Raw genomic sequence first — 21,918 nt, forward strand, 5'->3', positions numbered from 1 at the left:
CGCCGTTTCGACGGAGCAAAACAGAACGCCTGCCAGTGAGTCATGCTGATTCACTGGCAGGCGTTTTTCATTGGCACAGCCGCGCAACGCGGCAGGCCGGATGGGTTGTTACTTCGGCTGCATCCGGATCGCGCCGTCCAGACGAATCACTTCGCCGTTGAGCATCGGATTGTCGAAGATCTGCTTGGCCAGCATTGCGTACTCCGCCGGTTTGCCCAGCCGCGGCGGGAACGGCACCATTGCGCCGAGCGCGTCCTGCACCTCCTGCGGCATGCCGAGCAGCATGGGCGTTTCGAAGATACCCGGCGCGATCGTCATCACACGAATCGCGTTGCGCGACAGATCGCGGGCGATCGGCAGCGTCATGCCGACCACGCCGCCCTTGGACGCCGCATACGCGGCCTGGCCGATCTGGCCGTCAAATGCCGCCACCGAGGCCGTATTGATGATCACGCCACGCTCACCATTCGCATTCGGTTCATTCTTCGACATGGCCGCGGCGGCGAGCCGGATCATGTTAAAGGTGCCGATCAGATTGATGGAGATGGTGCGGGAAAACGATTCGAGCGGATGCGGGCCGTCTTTGCCGACCGTCTTGATGGCGGGCGCAACACCCGCGCAATTGACGAGGCCGCGCAGCGTGCCGAGTTTTGTGGCGGCTTCGACGGCTTGCGTGGCGTCGTCTTCGCGGCTCACGTCGCACTTGACGAATACACCGCCGAGTTCTTTCGCGAGTGCGTCACCCGCGTCCTGATTCAGGTCGGCCAGCACCACCTTCCCGCCGTTCTCGACGAGCAGGCGCGCGGTGGCCGCGCCGAGTCCCGATGCACCGCCGGTGATCAGGAATACGTTGTCACGAATCTCCATGTCTTCTCCTTTGCTTCGGTTCAGTAATGTCTTGATCGAATATTTTTTCGATGATCGATTGTAACGGCTATGCTGCGATGCGGAAAGTGAGGCGGGCACCGACCGCCGTGGGCACTCGCGGGAAGCCCGCAGCACCGTCAAACTGATATGGATGGCTAATTAATATCGGGCGGGGTGGGCGCCGCCGGCGCATGGCTATGCACGCCGTGCGATACAGGACGCAATAAAAAAACCCGCCGGCATGGGCGGGTTTTTATACGGCAGGCAAGCACGGACGCGAGCTTACTTCAACGCGTCGAACGCGCGGTTGCGAATTTCTTCGACCGTACCGAGGCCCGAAATGCGGCGATATTGCGGCGCCTTCAACGGGGTAGTCGGGTCGCCGTTCTGCGCCCAGTTATTGTAGTACTCGATCAGCGGCTTGGTTTGTGCAACGTACACGTCGAGGCGCTTCTTGACCGTTTCTTCCTTGTCGTCGTCGCGCTGGATCAGCGGTTCGCCGGTCACATCGTCCACACCTTCGACCTTCGGCGGGTTGAACTTGACGTGGTACGTACGGCCCGACGCGGCGTGCGAGCGGCGGCCGCTCATCCGCACGATGATCTCGTCGAACGGCACGTCGATTTCCAGTACGTAATCGATCGCGACGCCTGCCTGCTTCATCGCTTCGGCTTGTGGAATGGTGCGCGGAAAACCGTCGAACAGATAGCCGTTCGCACAATCCGGCTGCTGCAGACGTTCCTTCACCAGATTGATGATCAACTCGTCCGTTACCAGCTCGCCGGCGTCCATGAAGCGCTTTGCCTCAATGCCGAGCGGCGTGCCTGCCTTAACGGCGGCACGCAGCATGTCACCGGTGGAAATTTGCGGAATGCCGAATTTTTCCTTGATGAAGTTTGCCTGAGTGCCCTTGCCCGCGCCGGGCGCACCCAAAAGGATCAAACGCATGTGATATCTCCAGATCTATGTGAATTCTTTGGTAGCGCTGCAGCCATCCCGCGAATCGTCGAGGGACCCCGCGCCGGCTGCCGTTTCGGGTCTCGCGCTGCACGTCGACAACGACGGCGCTGCAAGCCGGCAACGGCGCGACCGGGGCAAACCCTGACTCTCGCGTTTAACGGGAGGCGCGCATAACCGTTCGATTATGCCATGGGTTTTTACGCTCACGCCCCGAATAAAGCCTGCACCCGCGCGAGATCGGCGGGCGTGTCGACGCCGGGCAGCGGCGCATTCTCCGTGACCAGCACCGCGATTCGCTCGCCGTGCCACATCGCGCGCAGTTGTTCGAGCGCTTCGACCTGCTCGATCGGCGAAATCGCGAGGCTCGGATAGGTGCGCAGGAACTGGGCGCGATACGCGTACAGACCGATATGGCGATAGACCACCGCGGGCGTCGGCGGCGCAGGCATCGACGCCACATCGGGCCAATGCGCTTGATACGCGTCGCGTGCCCATGGAATCGGCGCGCGCGAGAAATACAGCGCGACGCCGCGCGCGTCGAGCACGACCTTGACGACGTTCGGATTGAAGATTTCCGCCGCATCGGTGATCGGATGCGCGGCGGTGGCGATCGCGCATCCGTGGCTCGACGCGAGGTGCGACGCGACGCCGCACACGAGCACCGGATCGATCAACGGCTCGTCGCCTTGCACGTTCACCACGATCGTGTCGTCGCTCCAGCCGAACTGCGCCGCCACTTCCGCGAGGCGGTCGGTGCCCGACGGATGATCGGCGCGTGTCAGCACGGCGTCGAAGCCGTGCTCGCGGGCCACATCCAGCACCGGCTGCGCGTCGGAGGCGATCAGCACCTGTTGCGCGCCCGATTCGCGGGCACGTTCGGCGACCCGCACCACCATCGGCTTGCCGCCAATGTCGGCGAGCGGTTTGTTGGGCAGGCGCGACGAGGCGAGCCGGGCCGGTACGACGGCGACAAACGGAGGAGTGGTGACGTTAGCGTTGGTCATCGGAAGGACGGGCGGCGATGAAACCGGAAGAAAGCGCTCGCAAGTCGTGCATTGCGCGCGCCAACGGGAAAGAGGGCAAATACGACGGTGAATTGCGGCGGATCGGAGAGCCAGGGCGCGCCGAATCCCGCCGCCCCGCATCTTGCCCGCGCCGGGCAACCCCGATTCAGGCGACCGAGCCCGGATTCAGGTCGACCGGTGTGCCTTCGACGGTCTGGCGCGCTTCGTCGACCAGCATCACGGGAATACCGTCGCGGATGGGATAGGCAAGCTTGTCCGCGTTGCAGATCAGTTCCTGCGCAGAACGGTCGTAGCTGAGCGGGCCCTTGCAGATAGGGCAGACGAGAATTTCAAGCAGGCGAGCGTCCACGGACTTTCTCCACAACTAATGCAATGAGGCGATGATCGAGCGCGGCTTCGACAGGAACAACCCAGATGCGCGCGTCGCGCCAGGACCCTAATTTTACCGCATCCTTTTCGGTTATCAGGATGGTGTCCGCGTCGACGTCCGTAAAAGGATTGCGCTCGAACGCGTAGTGATCCGGCAAAGCGCGGGTGGTCGGCGTGAGACCGGCCGCGCGCAGCGTCGCGAAAAAACGTTCCGGCGCGCCGATGCCGGCCGCCGCCAACACGCGCTCGCCGCTGAATTGCGCAAGTGGGCGGCGCAGACCGGGGTTGTCGAGATGCCAGGCGTCGGCGGGCGCAAGTTGCAGCGCGAACGTGTTCGGCCAGGGAGGCAGTGTGCGCGCGTAAGGATCGTTGACCAGCGTCGCGTCGCGGCGGCGCGACAGCGGCTCGCGCAGCGGACCGGCCGGCAGCAGAAAACCATTGCCGCCCAGCCGGTGATCGAAGACCACCAGTTCGGCATCGCGCTCGAGGCGGTAGTGCTGCAAGCCGTCGTCGCTGACAATCACGTCGACTTCGCGATGCGCGGCGCACAATGCCTGCGCGGCCGCGACGCGATCCGGGCAGACCCACACCGGTGCGCCGGTGCGACGCGCGATCAGCAACGGTTCGTCGCCGCCGACGTTTGCCGCCGAGGTCGCGAGAACCGGCGTCGGTTCTTTGACGCGTGCGCCATAGCCGCGCGACACCACGCCGGGCTTGAAACCGGCGGCGCGCAAGGCTTCGACCAGCGCGATGACGGTCGGCGTCTTGCCGGTGCCGCCGACGGTCACGTTGCCGACCACCACCACCGGCACGCCAATGCGCACGGATTTCAGCCAGCCGAACGAGAAGGCGGCGCGGCGCGCGGCGGCAATCGCGCCGAACACACACGCGAGGGGCGTCAGCGCCCACGCAAGCGGGCCGCGCTGCTGCCATTCGCGCGCAAGGCGTGCCTCGAGACGGTCGTTCAGGCCGCTCATTGGCGAGCCGCAAGGACGGGCGATGCACGGCGCGCCCGAAGGGGGCGGGGCGGCGTGGCAGTGCCAGGTGCGATACGCGGGGCAAGCATCAACGCGGTTCTCCGGACAATCAAAAAGGGCAGCAAAAAAGTGCGGCGGCATGAAGCAGCGGGACCGAGCAGCGGCCGCAGCCGATGCGCTCGCGCGGCGTGGCGTCAGTGTGCCGCAATGGCGGGCGCCGCGGGGCTTTCGGCATGCTGTCGAACCCGCCACTCTAGCGCGCGGGCGTCCCGCCCGGCAAGTCGCGCGTCCCGCACCGCGCGGCAGGCAGCGACACCGGACGATGCCCACAGCCTGTGGATAACTTTGTGGAGAACCTGCCTGTCGATCGGCTGGAAAGGCCGCGCCGAGCGCTCCGTATCGGCAATCGTTCTCTTTAATGAGATGTAAATACCATATAAATCAACGACATGCTTCCAATTCGCGTGGTCCGGCGGCCGATCTGGACGGTATTTGTCTAATGGGTCCCGGCATGTGGACACTTTTAACAATTTGGCCGCCGCGCTGGACGCCGCTGGCCACTCGGTCTATCGTCTGTCCGGCCAGTCACAGATATTCCTCGCATGAATTCCGAAAGCCCTTTTGCTTCGTCGGCTACGCCCGGCGGTGAAGTCGTCGTCCCCGTTTCAGCGCTCAACCGGGCGATCGGCACGATGCTCGAACGCTCGTTTCCGCTCGTCTGGGTGGCGGGAGAAGTGTCGAACTTCACCCGTGCCGCGAGCGGCCATTGGTATTTCTCGATCAAGGACGCTCAGGCGCAGATGCGCTGCGTGATGTTCCGCGGCCGCGCGCAATACGCCGAGTTCACGCCGCGTGAAGGCGATCGCATCGAAGTGCGCGCGCTGGTGACCATGTATGAGCCGCGCGGCGAACTGCAACTCAATGTGGAAGCGGTGCGCCGCACCGGGCAAGGGCGTCTTTACGAAGCCTTTCTCAAACTGAAGGCGCAACTCGAAGCCGAGGGTCTCTTTGCCGCCGAGCGCAAACGCGCGTTGCCGGCCCATCCGCGTGCGATAGGCATCGTGACATCGCTCCAGGCAGCGGCACTGCGCGACGTCCTGACCACCTTGTCGCGCCGCGCGCCGCATATTCCGGTGATCGTCTATCCGGCGCCGGTGCAGGGTGTGGGCGTGAGCGCCAAGCTGGCCGACATGGTCGACGCGGCCAACGCGCGGCGCGAAGTCGATGTGCTGATCGTGTGCCGCGGCGGTGGCTCGATTGAAGACCTGTGGGCGTTCAACGAAGAAGTGCTGGCGCGCGCGATCGCCGAAAGCGCCATTCCGGTGGTGAGCGGCGTGGGGCACGAAACCGATTTCACGATCGCCGACTTTGCCGCCGACGTGCGCGCGCCGACGCCCACCGGCGCCGCCGAACTCGTCAGCCCGCAGCGCGTGCTGTTGCTGCGTGAACTCGATCATCGGCATGCGACGCTCGCCCGCGGTTTTGGCCGCATGATGGAGCGGCGCGCCCAGCAACTCGACTGGCTCGCGCGGCGGCTCGTATCGCCGGCCGAGCGGCTCGCGCGGCAGCGCACCCATTTGCAGCAATTGAGCGTGCGGCTGGCATCGGCGGGGGCGCGTCCGGTGCGTGACGCCCGAGCGCGCTTTTCTCTGCTGCAGATGCGCTGGCAGCGCTGGCGTCCCGATCTCGCCGCGCATCAGGCGAAACTCGGCAGCCTTTCGCAACGTCTGGACGCGGCATTGTTACGCCAGCATGAACGTCAGTCCGCGCGAATCGACACGCTGGCCGCGCGGCTCGAAGTGTTGAGTCCGAAGCGCACGCTGGAGCGCGGCTATGCTGCCGTGCTCGACGCGCAGAGCGGTCGCGCGGTGCGCGCGCCTTCGTCGCTGAAACCGGGGCGGCGCCTGACGGTGCATCTCGCGGAGGGGGCCGCGGACATTGCGCTCGCCGATGTGCAGCCGCGTCTGACTGACGCTTTCTGACCGGTCGCCGGCAGCGGTCCGAGGCGTCTTTTCGACATCCGCATGCGGCGGGCACAACTCGTGCGAAGGCACGAATTACGCTATGTGTGCGGCAAGTTCGCCGATGCCGGACATAAAGTCCGTTGGTTTGCGGGGTTATTCCAACTCGCCTACAATCGAGTGCTCAATAGCGTTATCCCGCAGACTCCCCCACAACAGATACAGACTGAAGGAAAGCACCATGGAACATACGCTCCCGCCGCTGCCGTTTGCCAGAAACGCACTCGTTCCGCACATGTCGGAAGAGACGCTCGACTATCACTACGGCAAGCACCATCAGACCTATGTGACTAACCTGAACAATCTGATCAAGGGCACGGAGTTCGAGAACCTGTCGCTCGAAGAGATCGTCAAGAAGGCATCGGGCGGCATCTTCAACAACGCTGCTCAAGTGTGGAACCACACGTTCTTCTGGAACAGCCTGTCGCCGCAAGGTGGCGGTGCGCCGACCGGCGCACTGGCTGACGCGATCAACGCCAAGTGGGGTTCGTTCGACAAGTTCAAGGAAGAATTCGCCAAGACCGCAGTCGGCACGTTCGGCTCGGGCTGGGCATGGCTGGTGAAGAAGGCCGACGGTTCGCTCGACCTGGTGTCGACGAGCAACGCCGCTACGCCGCTGACCACGGACGCGAAGGCGCTCCTGACGATCGACGTGTGGGAACACGCGTACTACATCGACTACCGCAATCTGCGTCCGAAGTTCGTTGAAGCGTACTGGAACATCGTTAACTGGGAATTCGCGTCGAAGAATTTCGCGTGAGATTGCCGGTTGCAGCGTGATGAGATAGTTCGGATTTCCAGGTAAGTTGCAAATCTGGATTGATCGCTGCGATCAAGTCTGAAAAAGTAGTAAAGCAAAAAGCCCTCCTTCGCGAGGGCTTTCTGTTTTTTTGGGCGCTTCGCAAGTTGGTGCGGCCAGTTGCTGGTCGAATCACCGGCCAAGTAAATACATTGAATCCGATAGAGCGGATTCGAGCATTTCATGCTGTCTGTCGTATTCGCACGTCGAATGTTTCCCGATTTACGTCCATTGTTACTGTCGAATTACTGAAGATTTCTTTCGGCTGGAAAGTTTCGTCGGCATTCCGAATTGAGGATGCGGTCTTGTCGAAAGCTCCCGGTCTCACCATCGAAAGACTCGTCCTCTCCGCCCTCATCCTCTGAGCATAGCGAGCGCCGTACTGGGTATGCCCGGCACGCCTGCCATGCATGCTTACAGCCCCGCGCCGCCAAGGTTTCCACGACGTTCCGCCGTTGCGCCGGCCCCGGCGTCAATGCATTGCAACATGTTTCTGACGGTGAGCACCGGTAAACATCGGTAAGAACTGGCTCGTTATCGTTCGCTGACGTTTATCCCCCGTCGCGCAGCCAGCGGGCTGTCCCGCGCGACGGCATCACATCGACGTGATGCGGACGAAAGGTCCGGGTCGACGTGAGATCGACGACGAAATAGCAGTTCATCCGCGGGGCATGATGGAAACCACTCAGATTCTGGAACGCGCGACGGCACATCATCTCGCGGGTGAGTTCGGCCATGCGCGCGCGCTGTACGATGCCGCACTCGCGATTGCGCCTGACGACGCGAACGTGATGTTCCGTCTCGGTGTGCTCGACATGCAAAGTGGCGCGTACGACGCCGCGCTCGCCTGGCTCGATAGGGCGCTGACGCGTGCGCCTGACAACGCGCGATATCACTTCGTTCGCGGACAAGTCTTTGCCGCGGCCCAGCGGTTCGCCGAGGCGATCGACGCCTATCTGCAAGCGTTGTCATTCGACGCCAATTCCACCGACACACTGTTCGCGCTCGCCGCGGCGTTGCAATCGGCCGGTGAAGATGCGGCCGCGATCGAGACCTACGAATCATTGCTGGCGCTCGAGCCGAACCACATCGACGCGCTTAACAACCTGGGCAACTGCTACCGGCAGCAGGGCGACGCGAAGGCGGCCGAAGCTGCATACCGCCGCGCGATCACAGCGCAACCCGGCGATGCCAACGCCCTGACGAATCTCGGCACGCTGCTCGAGGCGGCCGGCCGTCTGGACGAAGCCGTGACCCTGCTCGAAGCGGCGGTGCGCGCGGCGCCCGATTCGCCGTGCGGCCTTGTGAACATGGGTGTCGCGCTGCACCGGCGCGGCGAATTCGAGTCGAGTGCCGTGTTGCTGGCACGTGCGTTCGCGTTGGACCCCGCGTTCCCCGAAGCCGCCTACAACCTGGGCAACGCGCTGCATGCGCTAGGCCGGCGGCGCGAAGCGGTGCTTGCCTATCGGCGCGCGATCGAGCAGGCGCCTGCTCACGCCGATGCGTACAACAATCTGGGTATCGTCTACCAGGAGTCGGGCGCGCGCGAGGAGGCGGCGCAGGCGTTCGACGCGGCGATTCGCCTGCGCCCCGGTTTTGTGGCCGCGCTCAACAATGCCGCTACGCTGATGCGCACGCTTGGCCGCTTTGCCGAAGCGGAATCTCATTTGCACGAGGCGCTTATCGTCGACCCGCACTACGCCGTCACGCACAACAACCTGGGCAACGTGCTCAAGGACCAGGGGCGCCTCGACAACGGCATCGACTGTTATCGCCGCGCGCTCGCGTGCGATCCATCGAACGTCGTTGCGCACAGCAACCTCGCTTATGCGTTGACCTTTCAGGCAGAGCAACCCCAGCCGCTGCTGGACGAATGCCGCCGATGGTCCGCACAGCACGAGGCGCCTTATCGCGACACGCATGAACCGCATTCGAACGATGCGACAGCGTCGCGCCGCCTGCGTATCGGCTACGTGTCGCCGGACTTTCGTGAACACTGCCAGACGCTGTTCACGCTGCCGCTTCTGTCGCATCACGACCACGCGCAGTTCGAGGTGTTCTGTTATGCGAGCGTCACGCGGCCGGACGACCAGACGCAGCGCCTGGCCCGTCATGCCGACGTATGGCGCGACGTACGCGAACTCGACGACGAACGGCTTGCAAGGGTGATTCGTGACGACTGCATCGACATTCTGGTCGACCTGACCATGCACATGGCGGACGGCCGTCCGCTGCTGTTCGCGCGCAAACCAGCGCCGGTGCAGATTGCGTGGCTGGCTTATCCCGGGACGACCGGCGTCGAGGCAATCGACTATCGGCTGACCGACTCATGGCTCGACCCGGCCGGCACGGATGCACAGTACAGCGAACAGTCGATCCGTCTGCCGGATTCGTTCTGGTGCTATGACCCGTTGACCGATACGCCGCAGGTCAACGCGTTACCCGCGTTATCGAACGGCTATCCGACCTTCGGCTGCCTGAATAACCCGTGCAAGCTGAGCGACGCGACGTTCAGACTGTGGGGCGGCGTGATGCGCGAGGTGACGGAGGCCCGGCTCCTGCTGATGGCCCCGGATGGCGCGGCCCGTGCGAGTCTGCTCGAGCGGCTCGGACGCCATGGGATAAGCGCGGAGCGGGTTTCTTTTACGCCGTTCCGGCCACGCGCGGACTATCTGCGCACGTATCATCAGATCGATGTCGGGCTCGACACGTTTCCGTACAACGGCCATACGACGAGCCTTGACTCGTACTGGATGGGCATTCCTGTCGTTACTCGGGTCGGCGGCACGTCGGTGGGTCGCGCGGGGTTGAGCCAGCTGGAAAATCTGGGTCTGCGCGAACTCGCGGCGGATAGCGATGCACGGTTTGTCGAGACCGCGGTTCAGTTGGTGCGCGATCTGCCGCGGCTGGGCGAGATGCGGGTAAACCTGCGGGCGCGGCTCGCTGCTTCGCCGTTGATGGACGGCGCGCGTTTTGCGCACCACGTCGAGGCCGTTTATCGCGGCGCCTGGCTGGCGTGGTGCGAGCAGGTTCACGGGAGAGCGTCCGTTAGAGGCGAGCGCGCTACCGCTGCGCACTGATGCGCGAACGTCCGCCCGCCGCGCCCAATCCCAGGCGCAAACGGTTGCCGCCGACGGAGCTTTGCGAGGTCATGTCGGTCACGTCGGCAATGGTCCCCAACTGCCGTTCCAACGGACTCGCCACGCTGTTGGCGACGGGGCGGTCGATAAAGGGACGCGAAGGGTTCATCAGCGATCGTCAGCGCGACAACAGGCGGGGAGGGTATGACGATGCCGGGGAAGGGCTTCGATTGATGGGTTACGGATGTTTTTCCGGCGGTTACCCGGCATTGGGGCGGGAAACAACTGTCAGGTCGGAGTCTGCCGGGCTGGCGCCGAGTGCAAGCTTTGTCACAGTTGGTAACTGCGGTGAGCCCGGCGGATCCGTGTCCAACTCGGATTCAGAGCGTGCGGACATCCATCAAGGTTGCGTGGAAGCGGCCCCGGTCGAATCGGAATCCGTCGACATCTGCCGATGCCGGTGACCGCGGCCGCCGCCGGTGGATGCAACCGTGCTTGCCGGCGCGGGCGGCGGCGGCGGGTGATTCATGTACTGAAAATTCTGCGCGATCGAGGCACTGGGAAATGTCGTGGTCGGCGCGACGAGCACACTGCTCGTCAGCGGCGCGTCCGACTGCGCGAAGGCGGGCGATATGCAACCGGCGCAAGCCGCCGCTACTACGAAAACAAGCCGGTTCATCGAGTGATCCTCTTTCTCTAATGCATGGATTGACGCGGCACGAGCCATGGGTGAGCGCATGTTTGGCGGGGTTGCCGTGCGATTCGCGGCGGCATGCTTCGACGGTCCGATCGCGCGACGCAGGTGCCACGCTGGTGTCGGCCAGTTTAGGCCGGATGGTGTGAAATCAGGTTGCCGTCACGCTTACAAGCATTACCTCATATGACGTCGCCGGAGCGGCGAGCGAGCCGTCACTCCCGCACGGTGAGGATAGTACGAAGGCCACGCCGCGGGCCGCAGTCCGGGCCGCAGTCCGGGTCGAAGTCCGAATGTAAGCGAAAAACTTTCTGTAACGATCTGGTAACCAAGGACGGTAGCGATTGGCCTAACGTTTAAATTCCAACGTCCTTGAAGCGTACCAACATGATCTCCAGTACCAAGTCGATAAGCATCGCCATACCTGCCGCGGCCGTCGCGCTTGCGCTCGGTGGTTGCGCGGTGATGCCGCCGAGCGGTCCGAGCGTGGTTGCCCTGCCGCGCAGCGGCGAGCCGCTCGGCCAGTTCCAGCAGGACGACTATGCATGCCGCGACTACGCGAGTCGCTCGACGGATCCGAACGGCACCGCGTCGCAGGCGGCAACCACCAACAGCGTGAACAGCGCGGCGATCGGCACGCTCGGCGGCGCGGCGGTCGGCGCACTGATCGGCGCGGCGGCGGGCAATGCCGGGGCGGGCGCGGCGATCGGCGCCGGCAGCGGGCTGTTGCTCGGCGGCGCGAACGGCGCGAATAGCGCCCAGTATTCGGCCGCGGGTTTGCAGGCCCGCTACGACGCCTCCTACGCGCAGTGCATGACCTCGAAAGGCAACACGATCTCGCAGCCGCCGCAGCCGGCCTATTACGCGCCGCAGCCGTACTACTACGCGCCGCCGCCGAGATATGTCGCGCCGCCCCCGGTGATATACGCGCCTTATCCTTACTACTGAGGTCGGCTGCCTCGCTTAACCGGGGGCGAAGTGTTTGCGCCGGGTACCAGGCAAGCTTGTTGCTGTAAAGCTTTTGTCATGTCTGGCGGAAAGACACGACACCATGGCGGCTCAGCGCCTGGCAAACGGCGTAGGTTTGGATCGAGGGCTGGGTCGCCGCTATCCGGCGGTGCCGCGCAGCCCGCGAATGCCACTCCGCCCCTGCCGACAGACGCCGTTTCTGACTTCGCCGCGCGACGTAGCCTGAACATTGGGAGTCGGCCGGGCATCGTGCAAGCGAGGCGACCATGCAGCGACCGCGAACCGGCACGTTCAGTCCGAATGTAGTGTCCCGGGTGTGTGAGTGGCTGGCGATTGCATTCGTTGTCGTTTTCTTTCTTTCATGCGGTGGTGGCTCAGGAAGCGGGTCGGGCACGCTCTCGGGTTCGGGCGCCGGCAGCGGCACCAATGGCGGCGGCTCGACAACAGGCGGCAGCACGAGTGGGACCGGCTCATCGGGCTCAACCGGTACAGGCGGCATGGCCACGGGCACGACGGCCTACGCGACCGATGTGCTGATGCATCACAACGATCTCGCTCGCACTGGCCAGATGCTTGCCGAGACGACCCTCACGCTCGCGAACGTCAATTCGGCGAGCTTCGGCAAAATCGCGTTTCTTCCTGCGGACGGCAAGGTTGACGCGCAGCCGCTCTTCGTCACCAGTCTGTCGATCGGCGGCACCCCCCACGACGTGGTCTACGTGACGACCGAACACGACAGCGTGTACGCCTATGACGCTACGACCTTCGCGCAATTGTGGAAGGTTTCGCTGATCGGCAACGGCGAAACACCCAGCGATGACTTTAGTTGTCCGGACTTCACACCGGAAATCGGCATTACATCGACACCGGTGATCGACCGCAATCGCGGCCCGAATGGCGTCCTTTATGCCGTGGCGATGACCAAAGACAGCAGCGGTGCATACCATCACCGCCTGCATGCACTCGACCTGACGACTGGCGCCGACATGCTGGGCGGTCCGACCGAGATCGCGGCGACCTACCCTGGCAACGGCGCGGGCAGCGTCAACGGCGTGATTACTTTCAATCCGGCACAGCATACCGAGCGCGCGGCGCTCACGCTGGTTGGCGGCAACCTCTATATGGGCTGGACCTCGCATTGCATGGCGGGTGCGTATACCGGCTGGCTGATGGCCTATAGCGCCGACACGCTGCGGCAGACCAGCGTCCTCAATATCACGCCGAACGGCAGTCAGGGATCGATCTGGATGGCCGGGTCGGGGATGGCGTCGGACGGCACCTCGGTTTACGTCGTGGACGGCAACGGCACGTTCGGCACCACGCTCAACGCGCAGGGCTTTCCGGTCGACGGTGACTTCGGCAACTCGCTGATGAAGCTATCGACGGGCAATCTGCAGGTCACCGATTACTTCGCGATGGATAACGTCGTGGCCGAGGCAAACGCCGACAACGATTTCGGTTCGGGCGGTGTGATGCTGTTACCGGATCAGACGACCGCGAGCGGCGTCGTCAAGCATCTGGCGGTGGCGGCGGGCAAGGACAATCTGATCTATGTCGTCGATCGCGACTCGATGGGCAAGTTCAGTCCGACCGCGAACAACATCTGGCAGGTGTTGACCGGCACGCTTGCCGGCGGCATCTGGGGATCGCCGGCTTATTACGCCGGCGTGGTGTACTACGGCGGCTGGAACGACAACCTGAAAGCGTTGCCGGTATCGGGTGCGTATCTCGCCACCACCGCCGCATCGAAGAGCGCTACGACCTTTGCCTATCCTGGCGCGACACCGGCCGTGTCGGCCAACGGCACCAGCAACGGCATCGTCTGGGCAGCGGAAAACGGCACGACGGGCGCCTTGCACGCGTACAACGCAAGCAATCTCGCGAACGAGTTGTACAACAGCAATCAGGCCGGCACGCGCGACCAATGGGGAGCGGGCAACAAGTTCATCACGCCGATGATCGCGCGCGGCAAAGTGTATGTCGGCGCGACCAACGGAGTGGCGGTGTTCGGTTTGCTGTAGGTGGAGCTGCGGCGCCCGCATTGCGTGAGTGTCAGTCCATGTCACGCAATGCGAGGGGCTTATTCCGCGTCGCTCGTTGCCGCTGTCTTGCGTGGCCGGCGACTGCGCGGAGCCGCTTTGCGCGCTGCCTTTTTGGCGGCCGCAGGCGGTTTTTCTTCGGCGACAGACGCGGCCGGTGCTTCGGCAGGCGCGGCGATTTCCGGCACCTCGTCGATCGTTCGCGGGCTTGCCTTCTTCGTTTTCTTCGCGGCCGTCTTGCGCGGTGCGCGTTCCTTGCGGCGCTTCGGTTGAGCGCCGTTCGTTTCCTGCGCTTCTTCCACGGCCGGCGCGACGGGTTCCGCTGTGAAGGCCTCCGGTTCTGCCCAGGCTGCTTCTGGCCGCTCGAAAACGGCGTCGTCGGCCAACGGCGCAGGCGCGTGCATTGCCTGTTCTTCCGCGGGACCTCGCGCGTGGCCGCCGCGCTCGAACGCCGCGCGTTCTTCGTGCGCCGTTTCCTGCTGGCCACGACCCGCCTTGCGATTGCCACGGGTTCTGCGGCGCGACTCGTGCTTGTTGCCCGATTCGCCTACTACGGTGTCCGCGGATTGCGCGTCGACGACCTGTTCCACCGATTCACCCGATTCACCCGCTCCGGGCGGCTCGGTCACGTTCTCAACGACCACATTCGCAGCCGTGCCCCGGTAAACGTACGCACCCGACTTCTCGTCGCGGCCGAACTCGAGCAGTCCGCGCGCCTGCGCCTCTTCCAGCAGATTGCCGAACGCGCGAAAACCGTAGTACGTCTCGTTGAAATCCGGCTTGCGGCGCTTGATCGCGTTCTTCAGCACCGAGGCCCAGATCTTGCCGCTGTCGCCACGTTCGGACGCGAGTGCGTCGAACGTTTGCACCGCGATCTCGACCGCCTTGGTGCGGCGCTTTTCGAGGTCTTCCTTGTTGCGCGACTTTTCTTCGTCGGGCGCGCGTTTGGCAGTCTGCTGCGCGGCCTGTTGCGGGCGCGACGATTCCCGTTTGGCGACCGTGCGCTGACTTTCGCGCACGAGGTCGTCGTAAAAGAAGAACTCGTCGCAGTTGGCGATCAGCAGATCGGAGGTGGATTGCTGCACGCCGACGCCGATCACCTGCTTGTTGTTCTCGCGCAGCTTCGACACCAGCGGCGAGAAGTCCGAGTCGCCGCTGATGATCACGAAGGTGTTGACATGCGATTTCGTATAGCAGAGGTCGAGCGCGTCGACTACGAGCCGGATGTCGGCTGAATTCTTGCCTGACTGGCGCACATGCGGAATCTCGATCAACTCGAAATTGGCCTCGTGCATCGCGCCTTTGAAACTCTTGTAGCGGTCCCAGTCGCAATACGCTTTCTTCACGACAATGCTGCCCTTGAGCAACAGACGTTCGAGCACCAGCTTGATGTCGAACTTGTCGTACTTCGCGTCGCGCACACCGAGCGCCACGTTTTCGAAGTCGCAAAATAGCGCCATGCTGACGGTTTCGTTGGATGACGCCATGAATATCTCCATTGAAGCGATCGTCGAATTCGACGAATCGCGACCATGATAGCGATTCCGGCGCCGCCGATCAGCTTTTGTGTTGCGCGCGTGTTTCCAGCACCTCGTCGACGAGGCCATACGCTTTGGCGTCGTGGGCCGACATGAAGTTGTCGCGGTCGGTGTCGCGGACGATATCTTCGATGCTGCGCCCGGTGCACTCGGCCATCATCGCGTTGAGGCGTTGGCGTTGGTAGAGCACCTCTCTCGCCTGGATTTCGACGTCCGCGGCGGTGCCCTGGCTGCCGCCCGACGGCTGGTGAATCATGATGCGCGCGTTCGGCAGCGCGAAGCGTTTGCCGCGTTGTCCGGCGGTCAGCAAAAACGTTCCCATGCTGGCGGCAAAGCCGGTGCACAAGGTCGACACTTCGGGCTTGATGAATTGCATCGTGTCGTAGATGGCGAGGCCGTCGTACACTGAGCCGCCCGGCGAGTTGATGTAAAAGGAAATATCCTTGTCGGGATTCTCGGATTCCAGGAACAGCAATTGGGCGACGATCAGACTCGCCGACTGTTCATTCACCGGGCCGACCAGAAAGACGATCCGTTCGCGTAGCAGACGCGAATAAATGTCATAGGCGCGCTCGCCGCGGCCGGACTGTTCGATCACGGTGGGCACGAGGCCGAGGCCGGTGATGGCAGGATAGCTGGAATGCATGATTACCTCGTTTGGGACGGTAAGTAGGTTGCCGGCAGCAGCAAGCGGCACGGTGCGTTGACCGATTCGAACCGCCACGCGCCGTTTGCGCGGGTTGTTGTCCGTATGACGAGGGGGAGGGCGGCCGTGTGACGGGAATATTTTTTCGCCGGCCTGTCACATCGGCGAGGGCTCGGGCGTCAAGCTGGAAAGGATGCAGATCTGGAGGTGTACGCATGACGGAACAGGCAATCGACAAGGCATCCCGTTTCGAGGCGGCGCGCGCCCGCCTGGTCGCGCTGGCGTACCGGATGCTCGGCAGCCGCGCCGACGCGGAAGACGTGGTGCAGGACGTCTGGCTCAAATGGCATCTCGCCGATACGAGCGAGGTGCGGGCACCGGCCGCCTGGCTCACCACGATCACCACGCGCGCGGCCATCGACCGGTTGCGCCACGTTCAGCGCGAACGCGCGTCGCGGCCCGCGGGCTGGTTGCCGGAGCCCTGGCTTGACGAGGTGGCGCCATCGGCGGAGGACCTGGTCTTGCGCGCGGCGCAGATGTCGTACGGTGTGATGCTGCTGCTCGAGCGTTTGAAGCCCGACGAGCGGGCAGCATTCGTGCTGCACGAGGCTTTCGATTGCGACTACGCGGAGATTGCGAAAATCCTCGAGCGCACGCCGGCCGGTTGCCGTCAGATGATCCACCGGGCCAAAGCGCGTTTGCAGCGTGACGGCGAGCCGCTTGGACGGCCCGATCCCGCCGCGCACGCGCGGGTCGTCGAGCGCTTGCGCGCCGCGCTGGAGGCACAGGATCGGGTGGGTTTGCTGCAACTCTTTAGCGACGCGCCGGAAGTCGTCAGCGACGCGCCGGTGTGCACGCAGGAACGGGCCCCTGTGGCCTGGGGGGATATGGTGATAGCGCTCGCGCAGCAGGCGAGCCATGCGGAGACGGTGTCAGTGGAAGGCGCAATGGGTATTGCGCTGCTCTTCGCAGGCGAGGTCGTCGGTGTCATCGACGTGTCCACGCGGATTCTTGCGGACGGCTCGGTCAAAATCGTCGCGTTGCGCGTCGTCACCCGCGCGGCGCGGTTGCATGCAGTCAATCGCGTGCTGGGGTGCGCGGCCATCGTGAAGCTGCTCGCGCGAATCCAGCACCACGCTGCCGTGTCAATTACGATGCGCAGCGACTTCCCAGTTGATATCGACGCATAGCACCTGGGTGCCGTGCGGCGTATGCGCGGCGATCGAAGCCGTCACGCACAGGTGCGCTTCGTTGATCGACAGGTAAGGCGGCGTGAGGTGCACCTGATCGGGCACGCGCATGGCCTGAATGAAATACGGCCGGCGTTCCCAGCTCGCGCCTTCCGAATGCAGCAAGGGCCGGAAGCGCTTCGCGCGTTGCGAAGTACGGCCCGGCGGCAGTACGTTGTCGCCGATTTGCCGTCCCGAACCGTCGAGCACGAAGCAGCGTGCCGTTTCACCGAGCGCGAGCAACGGCGCGCTCGCCTCGGTAACCGATTCGCCGGCCACGAGTTGGGCGGCCGCCGTTTCCAGTGCCTTGACGTAAGGTGCGAGCCGCGTGGACTGTGCGCGTTCGCGCGCGGCAACCCGCTCGCGCAGCGCTGCGGAGAGCGAGTCCATTAAGCCGGCCGCCGCTTGCGGTTTCACCGGCTCCACGCTCGGGCCCGCGAAGAACGCGCCCTGTACGAAATCGACGTTGCATTCGAGCGCAATCAGCGCATCGCGCTCGGTGCTCAGGCCGCCCATCAGTACGAGTTGACCGGATTCGTGCAGCAGCGAGACGAGGCCCGGCAGCACCCGTTCGATATGCGAGTGCTCGCTTGCCTGGGCGAGGATGCAGCGGTCGAGCGTGACGATGTCCGGGCGCAGATTCCACACGCGATCGATGTTCGAATGCTTCGCGCCAAAGCCGTCCAGCGCGATCAGGAAACCGGATTTGCGCAACGCGTCGATGATCTCGGCGAAGCGCGTGGTTTCGCCACCCGCCTGCTCGGATACTTCCAGCACCACCCGTTGCGGCGGCAAGCCCAGCGCCTTGAGGCCGGCGAGCAGCGCGTCGCCGTAACTGGTGTCCATCAACGCCGCCGGGTGCAGGCTGAGGAAAAGCCATTCGTCGTGACTGTCGAATGCGTTGAAATTGCCCAGATGCAGCGATTCGGCGAGTCGTCCGAGTTCCAGCAGGTCGCCGCGCCGTGCCGCCTGCGTGAAAACCTCGTGCGAAGGCACTTGCAGCGCATGTTCGTCGTGCGCGCGCAATGAAGCGTGATAACCGATCGCGCGCCGGTGCGACACCGAGAAAACCGGCTGGAACACGCTGAATACGGTGTAGCCGCCGTACAGAACGGTGCGCCGGGAGCCTTCGTCGCCGGCCATCGGGCGCGGTGGCTGGAAACCGGGAGGATCGAGTTCGATCATGCTCATCATGTCAGTCGTGTCTGGAAGTGGCGGCGCGCCTGCATGCTCGGCACGAGTCCGCACGCGCAAATGGTGAGTTTACAGGATAGGCGAGCAAGAACTATGCGCACGCGGAAACATGCTACGCGCGCCCGGTTACCACGGCCGGTACGCCGATTGTGCGCCAGCGCGGCCGTGAAAGCGACGCTTCGCACATCGGTGGTGCGATACGCGCCCCGTTGCGGGTCGGTGGCGGGTAACGGTCAACGGCAGCAAGTCAACGGCAGCAAGTCAACGGCAGCAAGTCAACGGCAGCAAGTCAACGGCAGCAAGTCAACGGCAGTAAGCCCACCGCAGCAACACCGCCGCCCGCAGCAAAACTCAGGTCCGCTCTGAGGGATCGGTCTTTTTCGCGGGCGTGCGGATGTCCGGCGACAGTTGCGCGAAGATCCACGACGAGCCCGCGGTGATGATGCCGACACATAGGAACGTCGCATGGAACGCGGGCAGCGAGTTGGCGGCCGTCATACGCGGCAGGAGGCCGGTGAAGGTCGCGAGCAAGGCGCCGGCGACTGTCACGCCGAGACTCATCGACAGCATTTGCACCAGCGAGAACAGGCTGTTGCCGCTGCTCGCGCCGCCGGTGCCGAGGTCCTTGAGCGTTAGCGTGTTCATGGCGGTGAACTGCATCGAATTGACGCCGCCGAAGAACGCCAGTTGCACGAGCCGCAGCCACAGCGGCTGGCCGGCGCTGGTCAGCGCGAAGCTCGCCATGGTCAGGCCCACCAGCACTGTGTTGACGATCAGCACGCGCCGGTAGCTGTATCTGACGATCAGTGTCGTGACGAGGCGCTTGGCCGCCATGCCCGCGGCCGCTACCGGCAGCATCATCATGCCGGCCTCGAAGGCGCTATAGCCGAGACTCACCTGCAATAGCAGCGGGATCAGATACGGCATCGCGCCGCTGCCGATCCGCGCGAACAGATTGCCGAGCAGCCCGACGCTGAAGGTGTGGATCTTGAACAGGTCGAGCGAGAAAATCGGTTCAGGTTCGCGCACCGCGTGCAAACCATAGGCGACGAAGCAGGCGAGGCTCAGGATCAGCAGCACCAGCACGGTGGCGTGCTGAATACCAAACTCGGTGCGGCCGTCGAGCGCGAACGAAATCGCCACCATGCCGAAGATCAGCAGCAGATAGCCTTTCAGATCGAACTTGCCGGTGTGCTCGTTGCGGCTATCCGGCATGAAGATGAAGGTGGCGATGCAACCCACGATCCCCACCGGCACGTTGATCAGAAAAATCCAGTGCCACGAAGCGATCTTCACGAGCCAGCCGCCGAGCGTCGGCCCGATCAGCGGCCCGATCAGCCCCGGGATCGCCACGAACGACAAAGCCGGCAAGTAGCGCTCCGCCGGGAAGGTGCGCAGCACCGCGAGCCGGCCAACCGGCAGCAACATCGCCCCACCCACGCCTTGCACGATGCGGTAGATCACCAGTTGATTCAGGGTATGCGCGTTCGCGCACAGCAGCGAGCCGACCGCGAACACGAGGATCGCGCTGAAAAACACGCGCCGCGTGCCGAGTTTGTCGGCGAGCCAGCCGGACACCGGGATCATCACCGCCATGGTCAACGAATACGCGATCACCACCGATTGCATGCGCAACGGCAACTCGCCCAGGCTCGTCGCCATCGCGGGGAGCGCGGTATTGACGATGGTCGAATCGAGCGTCTGCATGAAGAAGCCGGTGGCGACCAGCCACAGCATCACCGTGAGCGAGCGGGCCGAAGGTGCCGGCGTGGCCGGGGCGGAAGAAGAGGCGGGCAGGGTCGGCGGCGTGGACATGGAGGGCGGCAGGGCGCGCAGGGACGGACTGGGGACTCGCTATTCTAGGGAAAAGCGGGACCCGGCGCAGCGAATAAGCACCAGCCGCGATGACGGCTCAAGCCGCTCGTGCCACAGCCGGCAACGCCACGGCAGCATGGAAAAATGCCTGCGCGCGCGGCTCGTTGCCGAACGCCGCGTGAATTCTGATCCACGGGCTGACTGCGGTATTCGGCCGGAAATAGCTGCCGGGAATCACGGTCACACCGAGCGGCGCGGCACATGCCACGAACCTTTCGGAGTTGTCGACGTGCGGTACACGTGCCCAGACAAACTTGCCGCCGACGGGCTTTTCGAACAACTCCCAGCCGGCATCTTCGAGCGTCTGGATGGTCGATCCGAGCGCGTCGCGCATACGGCGGCGCAGACGCTCCAGATACTTGCGGTACGCGCCGCGCTCCAGCAGCGACACCGCCACCGCTTCGGCAAAACGCGACCCGCCAATGCTCGTCAGCATCTTGATGTCGACCAGATCCTTGATGATCGCGTGGCTTGCCACCACACAGCCGATGCGCAACGAAGACGACAGCGTCTTCGACAGGCCGCCCACGTAGATCACGTGCTCGAGCTGGTCGAGGGTCGCGAGGCGGTCGGTGACGTCGCTCTGGAAGTCGGCGTAGATGTCGTCTTCGATGATCTTGAAGCCGTGTTCGCGCGCCAGTTGCAGCAGCCGGAACGCGACCGGCGGCGCGACCGTGGTGCCGGTCGGATTGTGGAACACCGTGTTGATGAACATCAGCTTCGGCCGGTGCAATTGCAACTGTGCCTGCAATACGTCGAGATCGGGGCCGTTGTGGGTGCGTGGAATGCCGATCAGCTTCACGCCGTGCAGCTTCAACAGACCGTAAAGATTGTAGTAACCAGGGTCTTCGACCAATACCGTGTCACCGGCTTTGAGCATGTAGCGCATCAGCAGATCGAGCGCCTGGCTCGCGCCGTTCGTGATCAGAATCTGCGAGGCGTCTGCCTGAATTCCCAACTGGCCGATGCGGCTTTGCAGATGTTCACGCAAGGTCAGATTGCCGAGCGGGGTCGCGTAGTCGACCATGCTTGCGGCGTCGGTGCGCGATACGTGGCGGATCGCCTGCGCGAGGCTATCCATGTCGCGCCACGCGTCGGGGATGAAGCCGCTGCAGAGCTTGAGCGTTTCACCCGGATGATTGAACTGCTGCAGAAGGTGCCCCGATTCGTCCTCGGCGCGGCGCGGGTCCGAGGTGCCCTGGCACTGCGTGCTGGCCGGCTGGCGCTCGGAGACATAGAAGCCCGAGCCGTGGCGCGAGTCGACGTAGCCAAGCGACACCAGCCGGTCGTAAGCCTCGATCACGGGGAAACGGCTAACGGCGTAGTCGGCGGCAAACTGGCGGATCGACGGCAGCTTGGCGCCCGGGTGAACCGTGCGCGACCGGATCCAGGCGGTGACGCCAGCGACGATCTGTTCGGTGAGCGGCACGCCGCTGTCCCGATCGAGTTGGATTTCGAGTTTCATGGTTCTTTCCTTCAACGGATAGCGGGGCCGCCGCACGCTCTTCTGAAGCGTGTTTACCCCAACTGTCCGTTTTTTCGACTGAACAGTTCCGATGAAAGTGTTCGGAACTGTGCATGGGTATCTGATGATCGCACGTCAATAATCCATACAACAGGAAAGTTCTTCGAAGGA

19 protein-coding genes are annotated in these 21,918 nt (G+C 63.8%); 7 read left to right on the forward strand and 12 right to left on the reverse strand.

The genetic code is table 11. From position 1 onward, the window contains the following. Positions 1-108: 108 nt before the first annotated feature. The 5 genes from HWX91_RS16380 to lpxK all read right to left on the reverse strand — a co-directional run bounded on the left by HWX91_RS16380 (position 109) and on the right by lpxK (position 4,198). Entirely contained in the window at positions 109-867 is a 759-nt protein-coding gene (locus HWX91_RS16380) for a 3-hydroxyacyl-CoA dehydrogenase (protein ID WP_028197935.1), read from the reverse strand. Positions 868-1,149: 282 nt separating this feature from the next. Continuing rightward, positions 1,150-1,815: an adenylate kinase gene (gene adk, locus HWX91_RS16385; protein WP_028197934.1), complete on the reverse strand. Its 666-nt coding sequence runs from the start codon at positions 1,813-1,815 to the stop codon at positions 1,150-1,152. 215 nt (positions 1,816-2,030) lie between these two features. Beyond that, positions 2,031-2,831 (reverse strand): 3-deoxy-manno-octulosonate cytidylyltransferase, encoded by an 801-nt coding sequence (gene kdsB / locus HWX91_RS16390; RefSeq protein WP_028197933.1) that lies wholly within the window; start codon positions 2,829-2,831, stop codon positions 2,031-2,033. A gap of 166 nt (positions 2,832-2,997) precedes the next feature. Further along, positions 2,998-3,201: a Trm112 family protein gene (locus HWX91_RS16395; RefSeq protein ID WP_006050060.1), complete on the reverse strand. Its 204-nt coding sequence runs from the start codon at positions 3,199-3,201 to the stop codon at positions 2,998-3,000. Further along, positions 3,182-4,198: a tetraacyldisaccharide 4'-kinase gene (lpxK, locus tag HWX91_RS16400; RefSeq protein ID WP_035519901.1), complete on the reverse strand. Its 1,017-nt coding sequence runs from the start codon at positions 4,196-4,198 to the stop codon at positions 3,182-3,184. The genes HWX91_RS16395 and lpxK overlap by 20 nt, the downstream gene beginning before the upstream one ends. A gap of 602 nt (positions 4,199-4,800) precedes the next feature. Between lpxK and xseA the strand changes: the two genes are divergently transcribed. The 4 genes from xseA to HWX91_RS16420 all read left to right on the forward strand — a co-directional run bounded on the left by xseA (position 4,801) and on the right by HWX91_RS16420 (position 10,098). Then, complete coding sequence (gene xseA, locus HWX91_RS16405; protein WP_028197931.1) at positions 4,801-6,180, forward strand: exodeoxyribonuclease VII large subunit; 1,380 nt, start codon at positions 4,801-4,803, stop codon at positions 6,178-6,180. A gap of 220 nt (positions 6,181-6,400) precedes the next feature. Beyond that, positions 6,401-6,979, forward strand: coding sequence for a superoxide dismutase (locus HWX91_RS16410; RefSeq protein WP_028197930.1), 579 nt, complete (start codon positions 6,401-6,403; stop codon positions 6,977-6,979). Between the two features lie 59 nt (positions 6,980-7,038). Beyond that, positions 7,039-7,383, forward strand: coding sequence for a hypothetical protein (locus HWX91_RS16415; protein ID WP_127837945.1), 345 nt, complete (start codon positions 7,039-7,041; stop codon positions 7,381-7,383). A gap of 306 nt (positions 7,384-7,689) precedes the next feature. Next, on the forward strand, positions 7,690-10,098 hold the full coding sequence (locus tag HWX91_RS16420; RefSeq protein ID WP_244144078.1) for a tetratricopeptide repeat protein: 2,409 nt from the start codon (positions 7,690-7,692) through the stop codon (positions 10,096-10,098). On the opposite strand, the gene HWX91_RS16425 is transcribed toward HWX91_RS16420, so the two are convergent. Both HWX91_RS16425 and HWX91_RS16430 read right to left on the reverse strand, forming a co-directional pair. Then, complete coding sequence (locus tag HWX91_RS16425; RefSeq protein ID WP_028197929.1) at positions 10,082-10,267, reverse strand: hypothetical protein; 186 nt, start codon at positions 10,265-10,267, stop codon at positions 10,082-10,084. The genes HWX91_RS16420 and HWX91_RS16425 overlap by 17 nt on opposite strands. Before the next feature lie 231 nt (positions 10,268-10,498). Then, complete coding sequence (locus HWX91_RS16430) at positions 10,499-10,777, reverse strand: hypothetical protein (RefSeq protein WP_028197928.1); 279 nt, start codon at positions 10,775-10,777, stop codon at positions 10,499-10,501. A 402-nt stretch (positions 10,778-11,179) separates the two neighbouring features. Between HWX91_RS16430 and HWX91_RS16435 the strand changes: the two genes are divergently transcribed. Next, positions 11,180-11,740 (forward strand): glycine zipper family protein, encoded by a 561-nt coding sequence (locus HWX91_RS16435; protein WP_028197927.1) that lies wholly within the window; start codon positions 11,180-11,182, stop codon positions 11,738-11,740. Positions 11,741-12,027: 287 nt separating this feature from the next. After that, on the forward strand, positions 12,028-13,782 hold the full coding sequence (locus HWX91_RS16440; protein WP_042275705.1) for a PQQ-binding-like beta-propeller repeat protein: 1,755 nt from the start codon (positions 12,028-12,030) through the stop codon (positions 13,780-13,782). Positions 13,783-13,841: 59 nt separating this feature from the next. Here the strand turns inward: HWX91_RS16440 and HWX91_RS16445 are convergent, their stop codons facing one another. Both HWX91_RS16445 and clpP read right to left on the reverse strand, forming a co-directional pair. Further along, positions 13,842-15,287: an NYN domain-containing protein gene (locus HWX91_RS16445; RefSeq protein WP_028197925.1), complete on the reverse strand. Its 1,446-nt coding sequence runs from the start codon at positions 15,285-15,287 to the stop codon at positions 13,842-13,844. A gap of 70 nt (positions 15,288-15,357) precedes the next feature. Continuing rightward, a complete protein-coding gene (gene clpP, locus HWX91_RS16450; protein ID WP_028197924.1) occupies positions 15,358-15,984 on the reverse strand; it encodes an ATP-dependent Clp endopeptidase proteolytic subunit ClpP in 627 nt (208 codons plus the stop codon). Between the two features lie 215 nt (positions 15,985-16,199). Between clpP and HWX91_RS16455 the strand changes: the two genes are divergently transcribed. Further along, positions 16,200-17,174 (forward strand): sigma-70 family RNA polymerase sigma factor, encoded by a 975-nt coding sequence (locus tag HWX91_RS16455; protein ID WP_028197923.1) that lies wholly within the window; start codon positions 16,200-16,202, stop codon positions 17,172-17,174. Here HWX91_RS16455 and HWX91_RS16460 read toward each other — a convergent pair. The 3 genes from HWX91_RS16460 to HWX91_RS16470 form a co-directional block, all read right to left on the reverse strand. Further along, a complete protein-coding gene (locus HWX91_RS16460; protein ID WP_028197922.1) occupies positions 17,130-18,404 on the reverse strand; it encodes an EAL domain-containing protein in 1,275 nt (424 codons plus the stop codon). The genes HWX91_RS16455 and HWX91_RS16460 overlap by 45 nt on opposite strands. Positions 18,405-18,758: 354 nt before the next feature. After that, positions 18,759-20,222, reverse strand: a complete 1,464-nt coding sequence (gene mdtD / locus HWX91_RS16465; RefSeq protein ID WP_042275703.1) for a multidrug transporter subunit MdtD — start codon at positions 20,220-20,222, stop codon at positions 18,759-18,761. 97 nt (positions 20,223-20,319) lie between these two features. Further along, positions 20,320-21,747: an aminotransferase-like domain-containing protein gene (locus HWX91_RS16470; protein WP_028197920.1), complete on the reverse strand. Its 1,428-nt coding sequence runs from the start codon at positions 21,745-21,747 to the stop codon at positions 20,320-20,322. Positions 21,748-21,918: the final 171 nt, after the last annotated feature.

The sequence above is a fragment of the Paraburkholderia fungorum genome, from assembly GCF_902833645.1.
GTDB lineage: Bacteria > Pseudomonadota > Gammaproteobacteria > Burkholderiales > Burkholderiaceae > Paraburkholderia > Paraburkholderia fungorum.